Here is a 17,701-nt window from a genome sequence, read left to right as displayed (position 1 = left end):
GATCAACCGATCCCCAGGGCGTCCGCCTGCTGCTTGGCCACCAAGAAGTCGTCGTAGTCACTGAAGAAGGAGTGGGCGCCGTCCTCCGAGGTGAGAACGTAGTAGAGGTAGTCGGTATCCGCCGGGTCGATGACCGCTTCGATGGACTTGGCGCCTGCCGCACCGATCGGCGTCGGCGGGAGACCGGCTATCAGGTAGGTGTTGTAAGGGGACTCGAACCGGAGGTCCTCGAGCGTGGGCGACCGGCCCCGGTCCGCCATGGCGTAGAGAACGGTGGCGTCGATCTGGAGCGGCATGCCCCGCGCCAACCGGTTATTGATGACGCTGGCGATCAGCGGCCGGTCCTCATCCGTACCGGCCTCGGCCTCCACCAGAGAGGCCATCACCAGGCCTTCGTAAACCGAGAGGCCTCGTGCGGTAACCGGGGACCAGTCATACGTCTCCAGGCGTCGCTCCAGCTCGGTAGCCAGCCTTTGCAGCATCTCGGCCGGGGTGGCGTCACCGAAGAACTCGTAGGTAGCCGGGAAGAGGAGCCCCTCCCATACCGTCCGGTCGAGACCGGCGGGCAGGTAGGCGGATGTCACGTCCCCGCTCAACAGGGCCGCCGTGAAGTCCCCCTCCGAATAGTCGCGGGTGGCCTGAGCCAGCACGTCCAGGACCTCGGCGAGACGGAGTCCTTCGACCACCGTCACCCGGAAGACATCGAGGGACGGCCCCGCTATGAGTAGGTCCACGATCTCGTCGAGGTCGGTCCCGGTAACCAACTCGTAGGTACCGGCCTTGAGGAGGCTGCCTGCCTCGCGAGTCCGGACCAACGACTCGAACTCGATGGCGGAGGGCACCACGCCGTTGCCCACCAGGATGCCGGCGATGCTACGGGCGCTGGACCCAGACGGGATCTCCACCACCACCGTACGGCCGGGCACGACCTCGGCGGTCTGATCCCCTCCACCGAGCCCGCCGAGCCGGTTTACCCAGTTGCCCACGCCCGTGCCCCCCACTACCAGGGCGTAGCTGACGACAGCAGCTACGAGCAGACCGGTGATGGCGCCTCGGGCGCGGATCCACCACCGGTCGTCAGCTCCGTCGTAACCCTCCGGTGGAACGTCCGGTCGCCGGTAGGCGCTCATTCGACCCCCGTCCGGGATTGACCATCAAGATATCCCTGGAGCATCACCGCGGCGGCTACCTTGTCGACCCGTCGGCGGCGCTTGGCCCGGGATGTCCCGGCCGCCACCAGTACGTCTTCCGCGATCCGGGTGGTCAGCCGCTCGTCATACAGGACCACCTCGACCCCCACGAGCGGCCGGAGCCGATCGGCGAACCGGCGCGTCCTGCGGGCGGCAGCCTGCTCGGTGCCGTCGAGCGAGACCGGTAACCCCACCACCACCTTGGCCACATCCTCCGAGCCGACCAGGTCGGCCAGCCGGCGGCCGAGCCCGGGGCCCGCCTCGAGTACTCCGAAGGGATGGGCGGCGATACCAAGACGGTCGGAAAGCGCCACACCCACGCGCCGGCTTCCGTAGTCGATGCCCATGATGCGGCTGGCCCGCTCCGGTCCGGCGCTCATCAGGCACTCAGACGGCGTGCCACCGCCTCCCGAATCGCGTCCAGAGCCTCACCCACCTTGTCGCCCCTGGGTCCGCCCGCCTGTGACAGCTCGGGATCGCGGCTGCCGCCTCCGCCTAGGAGCTTGGCGCCCACCAGCACCAAGTCGGCCACGGAAACACCCTGGTCGACCAGGTCACGGGTCGCCAGCCCGACAAGCGCCCCCTTGCCGCCTGCCCGGCTACCCAGCACCACGACACCGGACCCGAGCCGGTCCCTGACCTGCGCTCCCACCTGGCGTAGCGCCACCGGGGCGTGATCGTCGAGTTCGGCCACCAGCCACGAGGTATCGCCGGTACGCCGGGCGGCGCCGGCTAGATCGGCGGCGATCGCAGTCCTTTCGTGCCGGCGGCGCTGATCCAGTTCGGTCTGGAGGGCGTCAGCGCGCTCGGCCAGCCGGCGCACTCCCGCCGGGACCTCCGACATCGACAGACCGAGGAACCGACCTGCGTCGGTCAGCTGCTCCCTCGCTGCCCTGGCATAGGAATAGGCCGCCATGCCGGTCAGGGCCTCCACCCGGCGCACGTTCGATCCGATGGAGGATTCGGAGGTGACCAGGAGCGGTCCCACCTCCGCCGAACTACCCACATGGGTGCCTCCGCAGAACTCGACCGAGAAGTCGCCCACCGAGACCACCCGTACCCGCTCACCGTACTTGTCGCCGAAGAAGGCCAGCGCTCCCATCGCCTCGGCCTCGTCCTTGGACGTCTCGAGCAGCCCCACCCGGTGGTTGTCCACCACCCGCTGGTTGACCAGCCGCTCCACCTCGCCGAGTTCTTCGGCAGGCACCGCCGTGTAGTGGCTGAAGTCAAAGCGGAAACGCCCGTCCTGGACCAGCGAACCGGCCTGGTTGGCGTGTTCGCCTATCACCTCCCGGAGCGCCCAATGGAGAATGTGCGTGCCGGTGTGGGACTTGCGGATGCGCTCGCGCCGCGGGCTGTCGATACGGGCGTCGACTTCCTGGCCGGTCTGGACGAACCCGCTCTTCACCATGCCGTGGTGGCCGTGCAAGCCCGTCACGGCGGCCTGCGTGTCACCCACCTCGATCCGTCCGGTCACCGACTCGATCAACCCGACGTCGCCCACCTGCCCGCCGGCCTCGGCGTAGAAGGGCGAACTGTCCAGGAAGACCTCCACCTCCTGCCCCTCCTCGGCCCTCTCCACCAGCTCCCCCTCCCGGAGGATGGCGAGGACGAGGGCCGGCGAATCGTCCCTTACGTAGCCCAGGAACTCGGTGGGGCCTACGGTGTCGAGGATGCGCTTGTAGGACTCGACGCGGACCGCCTCCGCACCCCCCTTCCAGGCGGCCTTGGCCCGCGCCCGCTGGGCGGCCATCTCGGCCTCGAATCCGTCCAGGTCCACCTCGCGCTGCTGCTCCTCCACGATCTCCCGGGTTAGGTCGATCGGGAAGCCGTACGTGTCATGCAGCTTGAAGGCCAGGGCGCCGGACACGATAACGCCCGGCTCCGAACCCACCAGCGCCTCGTCCAGCATCTGGGTGCCGGCCGAGAGCGTGCGCCGGAATCGGGACTCCTCCCGCTCGAAGACATGCTGGATGAAGTCGAGGTCGGCCTTGAGTTCCGGGTAGGCGTCCTCCATGATGTCGGCCGTCACCCCGGCCAGGCGGGGCATGATGAGCCTCTCGCTACCCAGTTGCCAGGCGTGGCGTACCGCGCGACGGATCAGGCGCCTCACCACGTAACCCCGGCCCTCGTTCCCGGGCAGGGCGCGGTCGCCGATCAGGAACGTGGAGGCGCGGGCGTGGTCGGCGAGCAGGCGAAGCGTCACGTCGACCCGTTCATCCTCGCCATAGGTCCGGCCCAGGGCGCCCGCCGCGGCCGCCAGCACGTCATGGACGCAGTCGGCCTCGAAGAGGGTGTCGACTCCCTGGAGGATCATGGCCAGACGCTCCAGCCCGGTACCGGTGTCTATCCCCTTGGCCGGGATGTCGCCGACAACGTGATAGGGCTCGTCCTGGATGTTCTGCATGAAGACCAGGTTCCACAGCTCCACGAACCGGTCCTCGCCACCACCGATCGGGCCTCCGTCATGTCCGTAGGCAGGGCCCCGGTCGATGAAGATCTCCGAGCACGGACCGCACGGACCCGGAATGCCCATCTGCCAGAAGTTGTCCTTACCGCCCCGCTGCACCCGGTCAGGTGGAACCCCGATCGAGTCGATCCAGATTTCCTCGGCCTCATCATCGGTCTCGTAGACCGTGTACCAGAGACGTTCGGGATCCAGGCCGAGCGGCCCGGTGACGAAGTCGAAGGCGTAGCGGATGGCCAGTTCCTTGAAGTAATCACCGAACGAGAAGTTCCCGAGCATCTCGAACATGGTCAGGTGGCGGGCGGTGGTGCCGATGATGTCGATGTCAACCGTTCGCACGCACTTCTGGATGCTGACCGCCCGGGGCCAGGGCGGCTCCTCCTCGCCGAGGAAATAGGGCTTGAACGGGACCATGCCGGCGTTGGTCACCAGCAACGTGGGATCGGTGGGGATCAACGACGCGGACGGCCGGACAACGTGATTGCGTTCGGCGAAGAAGTCGGTGAAGGCGCGCCGGATGGCATTGGCTCGCATCCGATGCAGGTTAGCCCTGAGTGGCAGGTTGCCGGTGACCCCGGATCAGGAGCCGGAGACTCCCCTTTCCACCCATCGCGCCCACTCGAGCCATGATCGGGTTAGCGGTATGGATCGCCTTCCCTGGTGGGACGGCCCATGACCCTGTCCCATTCCTCGAGCCGCTCGGCGACGCCCGCCTCCCGGCCCTGTCGGGTGGGCCGGTAGAGGATCCTTCCCTCCATCTGCTCCGGGAGGTAAGGCTGGGGAACGAGGTGTCCCGGTCCCCTGTGGGGATCAAGATACCCCGCCGGCGTGCCGTCCACCTGGGACGACACCAGCCGCCCGCCGGTGGAGCGCAGGTGGGCGGGGACGGTGGCAGCGGGGGTCTCGTCGACCGCCCGCCGGGTCGCACCCATCGATCGCTTCACCGAGTCGGACTTGGGGGCGGTGGCCAGGTAGATCGCGGCCTGCGACAGGTTGTAGGCCGCCTCGGGCAGGCCGACCACGGCCAGAGCCTGGGCGGCCGCCACCGCCTGGACCAGAGCGTCCGGGTCGGCCATGCCTACGTCCTCGGAGGCGAAGATGACCATCCGCCGCGCCACGAACTCGGGATCCTCGCCGGCCGACAGCATGGTGTGGAGCCAGTAGAGGGCGGCGTCGGGGTCGGAGCCCCGCATCGACTTGATGAAGGCCGAGATAACGTCGTAGTGCTGGTCACCCTTCTTGTCGTAACGGATGATGCGGCGCTGGAGGGCCTCCTCCACATCGTGGTACGTGATGGTGGTCCGCCCTGCGCCGCCGGCCACGATGGCGGCCAACTCCAGGACATTGAGCGATAAGCGGGCGTCTCCTCCCGCCCGACCGGCCAGGGCCCCTGCCGCCGCCGGGTCGATCGCCATCCCCGCCGTACCCAGCCCCCTCTCGCGGTCGGCCAGCGCCCGCTCGAGAAGCTCGACCACTTCGGCAGCGGAGAGCGGGACCAGTCGGAACAGGGTGCATCGGCTGATCAGGGGGGAGTTGACCTCGAAGAACGGGTTCTCGGTGGTAGCGCCGACGAGTATGACGGTGCCGTTCTCGACCCCAGGCAGGAGGGCGTCCTGCTGAGCCTTGTTGAAGCGATGGATCTCGTCCAGGAAGAGCACCGTCCGTCTCCCGTCCTCCCCGAGCCGGCGCTCGGCTCCTTCCAGGACGCGGCGGACGTCACGCACCCCGTGAGCGGACGCGGTCAGCTGTTCGAAGACCGCGTCGCTTTCGGAGGCAATAAGCCGGGCCAGGGTCGTCTTCCCGGTACCCGGCGGTCCGAAGAGGAGGACGGACACCAGGCGGCCCGATTCGACCATGGCGCGGAAGGCGGCGCCCTTCCCCAGAAGATCCGGTTGGCCCACCACCTCCGGCAAGGACCTGGGACGCATGCGGTCAGCCAGTGGGGCCACCCGGCGCCGGCGTCTCTCCCGGCCGGCGGAGAACAGGTCGGGCTCGGACGGCATCCCGGTTACCGGTCAGGGTCGGAAGGCCCCGTAGGGGGTTGGTCGGTGGCAGCCAGGGCCGCCTTGGCGCCGGCGGTGAGATCCAGGCCGAGTTCCTCCAACTGGTCATCGACCACTCGGGTCGGAGCGGTGGTGAGCGGATCGGCGCCGCTCTGGGTCTTGGGGAACGGGATCACCTCTCTGATACTGGTCTCGTTCTGGAGGATTGCTACCAGGCGATCGATCCCCACCGCGAAGCCGGCATGGGGTGGTGTCCCGTAGGCAAGGGCCTCCATGAACCAGCCGAAACGGGACTCGGCATCCTCATCGGAGATTCCCAGGGTCTCGAACACGGCCCTCTGGGTTTCGGCGTCATGGATCCGCACGGACCCGGATCCCAGCTCGGACCCGTTGAGCACGAGATCGTAAGCCTGGGCCACCGCCGTCTCCGGCCGCTCGCGCATCTCCTGCACCGAGACCGGGGCGGTGAAGGGATGGTGGGAGGGAACCAGGTCACCTCTCTCGGTCGTCTCGAAGACCGGGAAGTCCACTATCCAGAGGAAACGCAGCTCCTCGTGGCTACCGGGCCGGCCTAGGTCCAGTCGGATCGCGCCCAGCACCGAGGAGGCCATGGCAGCCCCGCCGGCGACCAGCAGCAACAGGTCGCCCGGCGATGCGTCCAGTAACCGGGTCGCCTCCGCTATCTCGGCGCCGTCCAGGAACTTCGCCACCGGCGAACGCCAACCGCCGCCGTCCTCGACCACGGCCCAGACCAGGCCGGCAGCGCCCAACTCCCTGGCCCGGCCCACCAGACCGTCCAACTCCGCCCGGGAGGGACTCATCGGCCCTGCGTTGATGCCCCGGACCGCTCCCCCCGCCTCGAGGGCGCCGCCGAAGCCGCGGAAGCCGGTGCCCGAGAATGCATCCGACAGCTCGGTCACCTCCATGCCGAACCGCAGATCGGGCTTGTCCGTGCCGTAGCGGGCCAGCGCCTCGTCGTAGGTGATCCTGGGCAGTGGTAGGGGGAGTTCGATGCCGCGCAGGTCTCGCACTACGGCCACCACCACCCGCTCGATAGCGGCGAAGACGTCCTCCCGTTCCCAGAACGATCCCTCCAGATCCAACTGGGTGAACTCGATCTGGCGATCGGCCCGCGTGTCCTCGTCCCGGTAGCAACGGGCGATCTGGTAGTAGCGCTCGACGCCCGCCACCATGAGCAGCTGCTTGAAGAGTTGGGGACTTTGGGGTAGGGCGTAGAACCGGCCGGGCCGCAGCCGGCTCGGTACCAGGAAGTCCCGGGCCCCCTCGGGCGTCGAGTTGACGAGCGTGGGAGTCTCCACATCCAGGAATCCCAGACCGTCGAGGGTACGCCGGATGGCGCTGATGCACCTGGAACGGGCTCGCAGATTGGCGGCCATACGAGGGCGGCGCAGATCCAGATAGCGATACTCGAGCCGGACCCGCTCCTCCGAGTGGGAACGGTCGTCGATCATGAAGGGGAGCGGAGCCGCCCGGCTCAACACCTCGAGCACACCGGCCTCCACCTCGAAGTCCCCGGTGGGAAGGTCGGGGTTCTCGGTCCCCGCCGGCCGGCGGCGGAGCGTGCCCTCGACCCGGACGCAGTACTCCATGCGGAGGTCCGATGCCGATGGGACCACCGCCGGATCGACCACCACTTGCACTATCCCCCGCCCGTCCCTCAGGTCGAAGAACGAGATACCGCCCAGGTCCCTGACCCGAGCCACCCAGCCGGCCACCTTCACATGCTGATCCAGCTGATCCGGTCCGAGCTCGTCGGCGAAGTGGGAACGGTAAGCAGTCATCACCGCCCTCCCCCGGGACCGCCGATCACCCACGCCGCCACCTCGCCGGCAGGTATGGTGCGCTCATCGCCCGAGCTGAGATCCTTGACCGTCACCATCCCCCGGTCCCACTCGGCGCCGATCACCACCGCCAACGCCGCGTCACGTCGATTGGCCGCCCGGAACTGGGCCTTGACGGATCGGCGGCCCGCCACCAGGTCACACCGGACCCCCGCTGCCCTGAGGCGACGGGCGAAGGCATGGGCGAGGCTGCGGCGCTCCTGGTCGGCCACCACCAGGAACACGTCCAGCGCCCTCGCCGGAGGGCTCTGCCCGGCCGCCGACAGTATCCGGTCGAGCCCCAGCGCCAGACCGACGCCCGGTAGGTCCCCGCCGCCGAGCAGCCGGGACAATCCGTCATAGCGGCCGCCGCCGCCGACCGCGTTGTGGGCCGCGGCATAGCCGGGCGGGATGTACTCGAACACGGTGCGGTTGTAGTAGTCCAGCCCCCGCACCAGCCGGGGGGCGAGGCGGTGTGCTATGCCTCGTTCCTGGAGACCGGCGATGAGTTGGTCGTGATGGGCGGCGGCCTCCCCCTCCAGATAATCGACGGGAACGGGAGCGTCGGCCACGACCTCCCGATCGGCTTTGGAGTCGAGTACCCGCAAGGGGTTGGTGTGGATCCTCCGGGCGGCATCCTTGGAGAGCAGGTGACTTCGCTCCTCAAGCCAGCCCGACAGCAGGGCATGGTAGGCCACCCGGTCCGGGGCGTCGCCGATGGAGTTCACGTGCACGACCACGTCGCCGAGGCCGCAATCCAGGAGGTAGCGATAGCCCAGTTCGATCACCTCCAGGTCGGCCTCCGCTTCAGGCGTGCCCAGGTATTCGACGCCCAGTTGCCAGAACTGCCGGCGACGGCCCTCCTGCGGGCGCTCGTACCGGAAGCAGGGTCCCGAGTAGGCGCCCTTGAACTCGCCCGACAGGCCCGCCTGGATGTAGGCCCGCAGAACACTGGCGGTGACCTCGGGACGGAGGGTGAGATGCCGCCCGCCCTTGTCCCGGAAGCTGTACATCTGCTTCTCGACCACCTCGGTAGCCTCGCCCACCCCCCGAGCGAACAGGTCGGTGGCCTCGAACATGGGGGTGGCTACATAGGCATACCCGTACTGTTCCGCCAGCAGGTCCCAGGAACGGAGCAGCTCGCGCCAGCGCCGGGACTCCGGGGGCAATACGTCGTCGGTGCCCTTGGGCGCCCGGAAGCTCATTCACACACCCGGGAGGGTGCTGAAAAAGACGGGGATCTTGGTTGGCCGCACATCTTGACCAGGGGTTTCATTCTAGGCCTCCAGGCCAACTGGACATTTTTCAGTACCCTCCCAGAAAGGGATTGGAACGCCGCTCGCGGCCCACCGTGGTCGAGGGACCATGGCCCGGCATGACGGTTACCCCGTCGTCGAGGGGGATCACTTTCTCCCTCATGCTCTTCATGAGGGTCTGGTAATCCCCGCCGGGGAGGTCGGTTCGGCCGATCGAGCCGGCGAACAGCTGGTCGCCCGAGAAGAGTATCGCCTCTTCGGCCAGATAGAAGCAACAGTGCCCGGGAGTATGTCCCGGCGTCGCTATCACGTCCAGCCGGAGGCCGGCCAGATCGAGAGACAAGCCGTCGGAGAGATCTAGATAGCTCTCGGGCGGCCGGTAGTCACCGGGCGGAACGGTCCCCATCAAGTAGCGGAGCTGATCCTCCGGGCTCCGGGCCAGGAAGTCATCGTCGGGGTGTAGGTAGACGGCGGCCCCGGTTCGAGCCACGAAGTTGCCGGCGCCTCCCAGGTGATCGACATGGCCATGGGTGAGCAGCAAGGCCGTCGGGATCAAATCGTGCGCCGCCAGCAGATCGGTGAGGGGATCGAGGCACTCCGGTGGAGCATCGATGACGACAGCCGGCCCACCGGTCTCGCTGGCGACCACGTAGGTATTGGTGGCGGCCAGCCACAACTCGAGTCGGCGGATGAACATACGGGGGACAGGTTAGAGTCGACGGATTGCGCCCCACGGGCGGCTGGCAGGCATCAACCCGGCCTCAGGCGGAAGGCTTCGTAGACGCTGGCAACCCGGCGCACGCCCGCCAGCAGGCGGTCCAGCTGGCCGGGATCCGATAGCTCCACCTCGTACCGGAGGACCGCGACCCGGTCGCGGTCGGTCCGCGAAGACGCGCCGACGATGTTGGCGCCCGCATCCGATATGACCGAGGTGATGTCCCGCAGCAGGTTGGGCCGGTCGAGAGCCTCCACCTGAATCCACGCGCTGAAGCTGCTGAGCTGGCCCGGCGCCCAACTCGCCTCGATCATGCGCTCCTCCTGGCCGGCCAGGCGCTGCATGTTGCTGCATTCGGTGCGATGGATCGACACTCCTCGACCGACGGTGACGAACCCCACCAGGTCATCGCCGGGTACAGGACTGCAGCACCGGGCGATACGAACCCAGACGTCATCGAAGCCTTCCACGATGACGCCCTCCCCGGCCGGTCGGTCCGTCCTCCGCCGCACCGGGTCGAATGTCTCGAGATCCTCCCCCACCACCGGCACCGCGAGCACTTTCTTGATCCGGCTGACGACGGTCTGCGGGGCCACCGCGCCGTCCCCGACCGCTATGTACATCGTCTCCGTGTCGCGGTAGCCGAGAGCGAGCGCCGCGTCGTGAAGCACCCTGGCCCGCTCGTTCTTGATGATGTGAACCCTGTCCCGCCTGATCAGGTCCTGGACGGTATCCCGCCCCGACTGGAGGGACTCCTTGCGGCGAGCCCGCGAGAACCACTGCTTGATCTTGGAGCGGGCCTTGGAGGTGCGGACGAAGCCGAGCCAGTCCCTGGTGGGTCCGGAGTCGTCGGACTTGGTGGTGATGATCTCCACGATGTCGCCCGATTGGAGCTCGGTGGCCAGCGTCACCAGCCGTCCGTTCACCTTGGCGCCCACGCACCGGTGCCCCACCTCGGTGTGTACCGAGTAGGCGAAGTCCACGGGAGTGGCGCCACGCGGCAGGGTCTTCACATCCCCCTGCGGGGTCAGCACGAACACCAGGTCCTCGTACAGGTCGAGCTTCAGGTTGGCCAGGAACTCGGCCGGGTCCTCGTAGTCGGCCGGCAGGTTGCGGAGATCCACCATCCACGCCAGATCGGTACTGGTCCCACCTTCCTTGTATCTCCAATGGGCGGCGATGCCGAACTCCGCACGCATGTCCATCTCATGAGTGCGGATCTGAACCTCCAGCGGTTTGCCGTCCGGGCCGATCACGGTGGTGTGCAGGCTTTGGTACAGATTGAACTTCGGGAGTGCTATGTAGTCCTTGAACCTCCCCTGGACCGGAGTCCACCGGGAGTGGACCAGCCCCAGCGCGCCGTAGCAGTCCTTGACTATCTGCACCAGGATCCGGATCCCGATCAGGTCGTGGATGTCCTCGAATGACAACCGGCTGTCGACCATCTTGCGGTAGATCGAGTAGTGGTGCTTCGGACGTCCCTTGAGCTCCGCTTCTATCCCGGCTCGGGCCAGTATTTCCCGCGCCTCGGCCATGAGCTGGCGGATCACGGCCTCCCGCTCGGGCGCCCGCTGCCGGATGAGGTCCTCGATCTCCTGGTAGCGGCCGGGGTAGAGGATCTCGAAGCAGAGGTTCTCCATCTCATGCTTTGCCTCCTGGAAACCCATCCGGTGGGCCAGCGGCGCGTAGATCTCCAGACTCTCCTTGGCCTTGACCTGCTGGCGCTCCACCGGCAGCGGATGGATGGTCCGGAGGTTGTGGAGCCGGTCGGCGAGCTTGATGATCAGCACCCGCACGTCCTGAGCCATCGATACCACCATCTTGCGGATGGTCTCGGCCTGGGCCTCCTCCCGCGTGATGTCGAACTTCACTCCGTCCAGCTTCGTGACCCCGTCGGTGATGCGGGCCACGTTCTCGCCGAACAGGTGCTCGACCTCGCTGAGCGTCAGGTCGGTGTCCTCCACCGTGTCGTGGAGTAATCCGGCGGCGATCGTCTCGGCATCCAGCCCGTACTCGGCCAGGATCTGGGCGACCGCGATGGGATGGGTGATGAAGGGGTCGCCGGACAGCCGGAACTGGCCGGCATGGTAGCTCTGAGCCAGGTCGTAGGCATGGATGACGATGTCATCGTCAGCATCCGGGAAGTGGCGTCGAAGGGCGGCGAGGATCGGTTCCAGCTCGGCTTGGGCGGCATCGTGGCGACCGCGCGCTACCGCAAGGTCAGTCATGGCTCAGCTGTCATAGGTCAGGATCGAATGCAGATCGACTCCGTCCAGTGTTTCCCTTCCACCCAGAAAGGTCAGCTCGATGAGTACCCCCATGCCGACCAGTTCCGAGTCCAGTCCCCGGATCAGGTTGGTAGCCGCCCGGGCCGTGCCGCCGGTGGCTATCACGTCGTCCACGAGCAGAACCCGGTCGTCCGGACCGACGCCATCGACATGGATCTCCAGCGCATCCAGCCCGTACTCGAGCTGGTATTCCTCCTTGCGGGTGTGGTAGGGCAGCTTTCCCGGCTTGCGCAGCGGTACGAATCCACTACCGAGGGCCAGGGCTACGGTTGGCGCCAGCACGAAACCGCGGGCCTCGATCCCTGCCACCACGGTCACGCCTGAATCTTCGAACGGAGCCGCGAGCAACTCTGTGACCAACCGGAGGGCGTCGGGATCGGCCAGGACCGGCGTGATGTCCTTGAACGTCACCTCCGGGACCGGGAAGCCGGGGACGTCGCGGACCAGCGTGCTCAGCCGACCGATATCCATCGCCTTCATCCTAGGAGGGTGGTCCCGTACAGCCGAGCGGGGCAACGCGGCATCTCATCTACTTCCGCCTACGAGCGGTCTGCTGGCCTCGGGAACTGAGCCGGTGACCGGAGGGGCTCGTTCCACGGGTCTTTCGTTCCGACCGGTAGCGGCGCCTCGACCACTCGGTCTCGCGTTCCTTCCAGAGGGCGAGCAGCGGCGCGGCCACGAAGATCGACGAGTAGGTACCGGCAGCGATCCCTACGAACAGCGCCAGCGCGAAGTCGCGGAGCGTACCGGCTCCCAGCAGCAACGAGCCGATGAACAGCAAAGAACCGACCGGGAGCAGGCTGGTGAGCGAGGTGTTGATGGATCTCATCAACACCTGGTTCATGGACCGGTTCACCAGGTCGGTGTAGGTACGCCGGTCCCGGTCGGACTCCACGTTCTCCTTGATCTTGTCGTAGACGACCACGGTGTCGTAGAGGGAGTACCCGAGGATCGTGAGTACCGCCACCACCGTGGCCGGGGTGACCTCGAAGCCCACCAGCGAATACGCCCCCGCCGTCAGGATCAGGTCATGCAGCAGGGCCGCTATGGCGCCGATTGCCATCTTCCACTCGAACCGGATACTGATGAAGACGACCACCACGCCTAGGAACACCAGCAACGCTTGCACCGCCCGTCCGGCGATCTGGCGCCCGAACGTGGGGCCCACCGACTCGACGTCGGTCACTTCGATCGTGGTCCCGGTCACCTCTACGAGCGAGAGCACCATGGCGCGCTCGGTGTCGAGGTCGACCGCCTCGGTCTGGATCCGGACCGAAGCGCCGTCGTCCACCAGCTGCACGCGGGCCGCGGCGCCCATCGATCCGAGGGCCGAGCGGATCTCACCTATCTCGGCAGCAGCCGGGTTGGGCATGTTGATGGAGGTTCCTCCGGTGAAGTCCAGGCTGAGGTTGAGGTTGCGGATGCCCAGGCTCAGCAGGCAGAGCGCGATCGCGACGCCCGAGACAATGAACCACCGGCGGGCCTGGCCGACGAAGTCGATCGAGGTCTCGGCACGGTAGAGGCGGCCGATCGCGCTCATCGCGTGGTCCCATGGGACAGCTGCTGACCGGTCGTGCCCCGGATGCTGAAGAACCCGCCGTCGCCGAGCCGGCTACGGGCCATGATCCCCGACGCGTTGCGCGTGAACACGACGAACACGATCACGTCGAGCACCGTGGCGATACCCAGTGCCTGGGCGAAACCCTTGACCGGACCGATCGCCAGTGCCCACAACAGCACCGCGCCGACGAACGACACGAAGTCGGCGGTGAGGATGGTCCGGAAGGCCCGCCGGTACGCCTCCCTGTTGGCGTCGACGACGGTCCGGCCGTTGCGGATCTCCTCCTTGGTCCGCTCGAACAGGACGATGTAGGAGTCGGTGGTGATCCCGATCGACACGATCACCCCGGCCACCCCGGAAAGGGTCAGGGTGAGGCCCTGCCAGGCTCCGAGCACCCCGAAGATGACTACCAGCAGGCTGCCGAACACGGTCAATCCCAGCAGGGTCACCAGTCCGAGTGACCGGTAGTAGACCATCAGGAAAAGGATCACCAGCACCAAGGCCCCCACGCCCGCGATCAGTCCCGCTCGTAGGGAGTCCTCTCCGAGAGTTGCCGAGACCTTCTGGACGGCGGACCGCTCGAAGGCCACCGGCAACGACCCATACCGCAATACCGTGGTCAGATCCTCGGCTTCCTCCTGCTCGTTCCCGGACGCGCCCAGCGTTATGACCGCGGTGCCCCCGCTGATTCCGTCCGGACCGACGCCGGCAGAGATCTCCGGCGCCGAGACGACCGCTCCGTCCAGCACTATCGCCAACCGGCGGTTGGGAGTCCCCAAGGGATACTGGGCGAGCAGTCCGGTGACCGCCGCGAACCGGCCGGCGCCCTCTCCGGTCATGTTGAGCTGCACGGTCCATGCGCTATCGGCATGCTGCCCGAAGAGCGCCAGGGCCGAAGCCACCTCCGCGCCGGTTAGGAGGCTCGGCACAGTGGGCAATCGGGAACAGTCCAGCCCGTGGTTGCAGATGCCCTGGCGGTGCGCGGAGATATCGGCCGGGCCCACCTCGTAGACGGCGACTATGTTCCCCAGGTCGTCGTACTCGGGCAGGAGAGACCTGTCCGCGTTGATGTCGTCCTCGATGGTGAGCCCGGTCTCGGGGTCGACGCCGTCGGGGAACACGAAGCCTTCACCCCGCTCCTCCGCCTCCAGATACGGTGAGATGGACAGGACCGGCCGGAAGGACAGCAGCCCGGTTCGCCCCACCGCGTTCAACGCCCGCTCCTGATCGGTCACGCCGGGCAGCTGGACCAGTATCGACGTTCCGCCGGTGATCGAGATCTCCGGCTCCTGTACGCTGCCGAAGTCCTCGATCCGCCGTCTCATGACCTCGACCGCGGTCTCGATCACCCTCTCGTCGGTACCCTCCGGCCCCTCCAGGATGACCGAGGTTCCGCCCTGCAGGTCGAGGCCCAGCCGGGGGGTCCAGCCGAGAGCGAAGATGGCGACCAGCCCACCCCACGCGAGACCCGCCAGGATGACGACCGCGAGCCAGCGGCGGAACACGAGAGGGTTCTGCTCCTAGGTGGAGTCGGCGTTCATGCGGGCGGCCACGGCGCTCCGCAACACCCTGATGCGCCCTTCCTCGATGCCGAGGGTCACCCAGTCGTCGCCCAACCCGACGATCACTCCCATGAGGCCCCCGATGGTGCGAACCTGGTCGCCGACCTCCAGGGCGGCCGACAGAGCTTGCTGATTCTTGGTCCGCTTGCGCTGCGGCCGGATGATGAGGAAGTACATGAGCGCGCCGAGAAGCAACAGCGGCCACAGGACGCTGAGACCGCCACCGGCGTCTGTCTGGGCAATGTAGGCAACGGACACCTTTTCACACCTCTTTCGGATCGGTTTTGCTTGAGACCGGCTCGGATACGTACCCGCCAGTAGGAGGGTGAGTCGATGGTAGCGGTCATGGCGGAGAGAGGAAGTCGGGGTTTACCGGGATGTGTCCTCGGGTCCGTGCCCACGCCGGGCCACCACCCGTCTGTGAAGTCGGGCGAAGGCGCCGGACGCGATTGCCTCCCGGACCTCCTCCAGCAGCCGGTGCGTGGCGGCCAGATTGTGGATGGAGAGAAGCCGGGGCAGCGACAGCTCACGGGTGTTGGCGAGATGGCGCAGGTAGGCACGCGAATAGGTGCGGCAGGTCGAGCACCTACAGTCGGGATCGAGAGGCGCCTCGTCCCCGGCGAACCGGGCCAGCCGGATGTTGTAGTCGCCGCGGCTGCTGATGACCTTGCCGTGACGGGCCAGCCGCGTCGGCCACACGCAGTCGAAGAGGTCCACTCCCCTGGCGATGGCCTCGAGCAACCCCTCCGTGTCGCCAAGGCCCATGAAATAGCGGGGCGCCCCGGCGGGAAGGCCGGCCACCGCCGCCTCCACGGACTCGTTCCGGCGTCCGAGGTCCTCGCCAACCGACAGGCCTCCGATCCCGAACCCGTCCACATCGAGTTGGGCGGTGCGGCGGGCGCTGTCGTAACGCAGGTCGGGATCGGCGCCGCCCTGGACGATGCCGAACAGCGCCTGATCCTCCCGAGTGCGAGCGCGAACCGAGCGTTCGGCCCACCGCAGGGTGCGCTCCATGGCCTCCGCCACGGCGTCTGAGGGCGCCGGAAGGCCAATACAGACATCGAGCACCATGGCGATGTCGGGGCCCAACTCCTCCTGGACCGACACGGCCTGCTCGGGAGTCAGGAACTGAGGCGAGCCGTCGTAGACGGACCGGAACCCGCACCCCTCCTCGGTTATGGAGGCTCGCAGGGAGAAGGCCTGGTAGCCGCCCGAGTCGGTCAGGATCGGGCCGTCCCAACCCATGAACGTGTGGAGCCCGCCCAGGGCGGAGATGCGCCCGGCGCCGGGCCGGAGCATCAGGTGGTAGGTGTTGGCAAGCACCATCCCCGTGCCGACGGCGCGCAGGTCGTGGGAATCGAGGCCCTTCACCGAAGCCCTCGTGGCGACCGGCATGAAGGCGGGGGTCTCGACGGCGCCGTGGGGGGTTACGAGAAGGCCCCGGCGGGCCGCGCCATCCTCGGCCAGGCACTGGTAGGTGACAGGGCGCGTGCGCGTCATCGGGAACCGGCCCGGGTCGGTGCCCGCTCCAGGAGCATGGCATCGCCGAAGGAGAGGAAGCGGTAGCCGCGGTCGCGGGCCGTCTCGTAGACCGACCGCCATGACTCCCCTATGAAGGCCGCCACCAGGACCAGCAGTGAGGACCCCGGCATGTGGAAGTTGGTCAGGAGCACATCCACCGCGCCGAAGTGGTGACCGGGCGTGATGTAGAGGCTGGTCGAGCCCCGGAACGGGGCCGGCCGGCCGTCACGCCAGGCCGTTTCGAGGGCCCGTACCACCGTGGTCCCCACCGCCACCACCCGGCCCCCGGACCGGCGGGTTTCCGTCATCCGGTCCACCGTGGCTTCGGGCACGTCCATCCATTCCGAGTGCATGCGGTGATCGGCGATCTCCTCGGTCGTGATCGGGCGAAAGGTGTCCAGGCCGATCCGGAGCTCGATCCGCGCCAGGCCGACCCCCCGTTCCGCCAGGTCATCCAGGACACGGGCGGTGAGGTGGAGGCCCGCCGTGGGGGCGGCGGCCGAGCCCACCCGGTCCGCGAACACCGTCTGGTACCGCTCCGGGTCGTCGAGTACCCGGTGGATGTAGGGAGGCAGCGGGACCAGGCCCCCCTCCGCGATGGCGCGCTCCACGACCTCCTCCCCTGCTTCGCCCGTGGTGGTCCGGAGTGTCAGGTCGACCTGGCCCTCCACCGGATCGGTCTCGACACGGGCCACCAGCCCGCCGGTCCGGATCATGGAACCGGCTCCGAGGCGGCGAGCGGGCCGCGCCAGCGCCTGCCAGCGATCGCCCCGGCGGCCCAGGAGCAGCAGTTCCACCCGTCCGCCGGTGGGTTCCCGCCGGCCGAACAGGCGGGCGGCCCGCACCCTCGTGTCGTTGACCACCACCAGGTCGCCGGGACGCAGGAGATCCGGCAGGTCCCGGACCGTCCAATCGGTCAGATCGGACGCCCGGATCAGCCGCGCCGAGTCCCGGGGCTCGACCGGGGACTGGGCGATCAGGTCATCGGGAAGCCGGTAGGCAAAGCGGGAGGTTTTCAAGGGATCAACCTGGTGGTGGGCCGGTGGCGAGGGCTCGGTGACATGGGACAGTCTGGCAGGGATCTCCTCGATGGCCGGGCCGTACGGGAGATCCGCCCGGCGTCAGTTGGCAGAGGTTCACTCGCTGAACAGACCATATCGAGTGTCTAGTGGTCTGTCTGTGGAATGGCGGTGTGGTATGGCGAGGCAGCGGTGTTCCTCGCAAGGCCCGCTGACGAAGGCGTACCCGCAGCGGTACGTCGAGGAAGCGGAACGCAGCGACGGGACGCCGATGGCCG

The 17,701-nt window shown here is 67.7% G+C and carries 14 protein-coding genes; all 14 read right to left on the bottom strand.

The features are described from left to right. Positions 1–2 precede the first annotated feature (2 nt). Positions 3–1,130 carry an endolytic transglycosylase MltG gene (mltG, locus tag OXM57_03645; GenBank protein MDE0351763.1) on the bottom strand — a complete coding sequence of 376 codons (1,128 nt, stop codon included), beginning with the start codon at positions 1,128–1,130 and terminating at the stop codon, positions 3–5. Continuing rightward, on the bottom strand, positions 1,127–1,570 hold the full coding sequence (gene ruvX / locus OXM57_03640) for a Holliday junction resolvase RuvX (protein ID MDE0351762.1): 444 nt from the start codon (positions 1,568–1,570) through the stop codon (positions 1,127–1,129). The genes mltG and ruvX overlap by 4 nt, the downstream gene beginning before the upstream one ends. Then, a complete protein-coding gene (gene alaS, locus OXM57_03635) occupies positions 1,570–4,191 on the bottom strand; it encodes an alanine--tRNA ligase (GenBank protein ID MDE0351761.1) in 2,622 nt (873 codons plus the stop codon). The genes ruvX and alaS overlap by 1 nt, the downstream gene beginning before the upstream one ends. 101 nt (positions 4,192–4,292) lie before the next feature. Then, complete coding sequence (locus OXM57_03630; GenBank protein ID MDE0351760.1) at positions 4,293–5,660, bottom strand: replication-associated recombination protein A; 1,368 nt, start codon at positions 5,658–5,660, stop codon at positions 4,293–4,295. Positions 5,661–5,665: 5 nt separating this feature from the next. Next, positions 5,666–7,462 carry an aspartate--tRNA ligase gene (aspS, locus tag OXM57_03625; protein MDE0351759.1) on the bottom strand — a complete coding sequence of 599 codons (1,797 nt, stop codon included), beginning with the start codon at positions 7,460–7,462 and terminating at the stop codon, positions 5,666–5,668. Continuing rightward, on the bottom strand, positions 7,462–8,706 hold the full coding sequence (gene hisS / locus OXM57_03620) for a histidine--tRNA ligase (protein MDE0351758.1): 1,245 nt from the start codon (positions 8,704–8,706) through the stop codon (positions 7,462–7,464). The genes aspS and hisS overlap by 1 nt, the downstream gene beginning before the upstream one ends. 100 nt (positions 8,707–8,806) lie before the next feature. Continuing rightward, positions 8,807–9,454 (bottom strand): MBL fold metallo-hydrolase, encoded by a 648-nt coding sequence (locus tag OXM57_03615; protein MDE0351757.1) that lies wholly within the window; start codon positions 9,452–9,454, stop codon positions 8,807–8,809. Positions 9,455–9,507: 53 nt separating this feature from the next. Beyond that, a complete protein-coding gene (locus tag OXM57_03610) occupies positions 9,508–11,700 on the bottom strand; it encodes a bifunctional (p)ppGpp synthetase/guanosine-3',5'-bis(diphosphate) 3'-pyrophosphohydrolase (protein ID MDE0351756.1) in 2,193 nt (730 codons plus the stop codon). A gap of 3 nt (positions 11,701–11,703) precedes the next feature. Next, the gene (locus OXM57_03605) at positions 11,704–12,231 is read right to left on the bottom strand and encodes an adenine phosphoribosyltransferase (protein MDE0351755.1); all 528 of its coding nucleotides are present in this window, start codon (positions 12,229–12,231) and stop codon (positions 11,704–11,706) included. A 58-nt stretch (positions 12,232–12,289) separates the two neighbouring features. After that, positions 12,290–13,300, bottom strand: a complete 1,011-nt coding sequence (gene secF, locus OXM57_03600; GenBank protein MDE0351754.1) for a protein translocase subunit SecF — start codon at positions 13,298–13,300, stop codon at positions 12,290–12,292. Next, positions 13,297–14,826: a protein translocase subunit SecD gene (gene secD / locus OXM57_03595; protein MDE0351753.1), complete on the bottom strand. Its 1,530-nt coding sequence runs from the start codon at positions 14,824–14,826 to the stop codon at positions 13,297–13,299. The genes secF and secD overlap by 4 nt, the downstream gene beginning before the upstream one ends. A 15-nt stretch (positions 14,827–14,841) precedes the next feature. Next, on the bottom strand, positions 14,842–15,141 hold the full coding sequence (gene yajC / locus OXM57_03590) for a preprotein translocase subunit YajC (GenBank protein MDE0351752.1): 300 nt from the start codon (positions 15,139–15,141) through the stop codon (positions 14,842–14,844). Positions 15,142–15,252: 111 nt separating this feature from the next. Continuing rightward, positions 15,253–16,383: a tRNA guanosine(34) transglycosylase Tgt gene (gene tgt / locus OXM57_03585; GenBank protein MDE0351751.1), complete on the bottom strand. Its 1,131-nt coding sequence runs from the start codon at positions 16,381–16,383 to the stop codon at positions 15,253–15,255. Further along, entirely contained in the window at positions 16,380–17,423 is a 1,044-nt protein-coding gene (gene queA, locus OXM57_03580; protein MDE0351750.1) for a tRNA preQ1(34) S-adenosylmethionine ribosyltransferase-isomerase QueA, read from the bottom strand. Before queA ends, tgt begins: the two co-directional genes overlap by 4 nt. Positions 17,424–17,701: the final 278 nt, after the last annotated feature.

It is taken from the genome of bacterium (genome assembly GCA_028820935.1).
Taxonomy (GTDB): Bacteria; Actinomycetota; Acidimicrobiia; order Spongiisociales; family Spongiisociaceae; genus Spongiisocius.
Note: the sequence above shows the minus strand (reverse complement) of the source record. Positions and strands in the feature narration are given on the sequence as shown.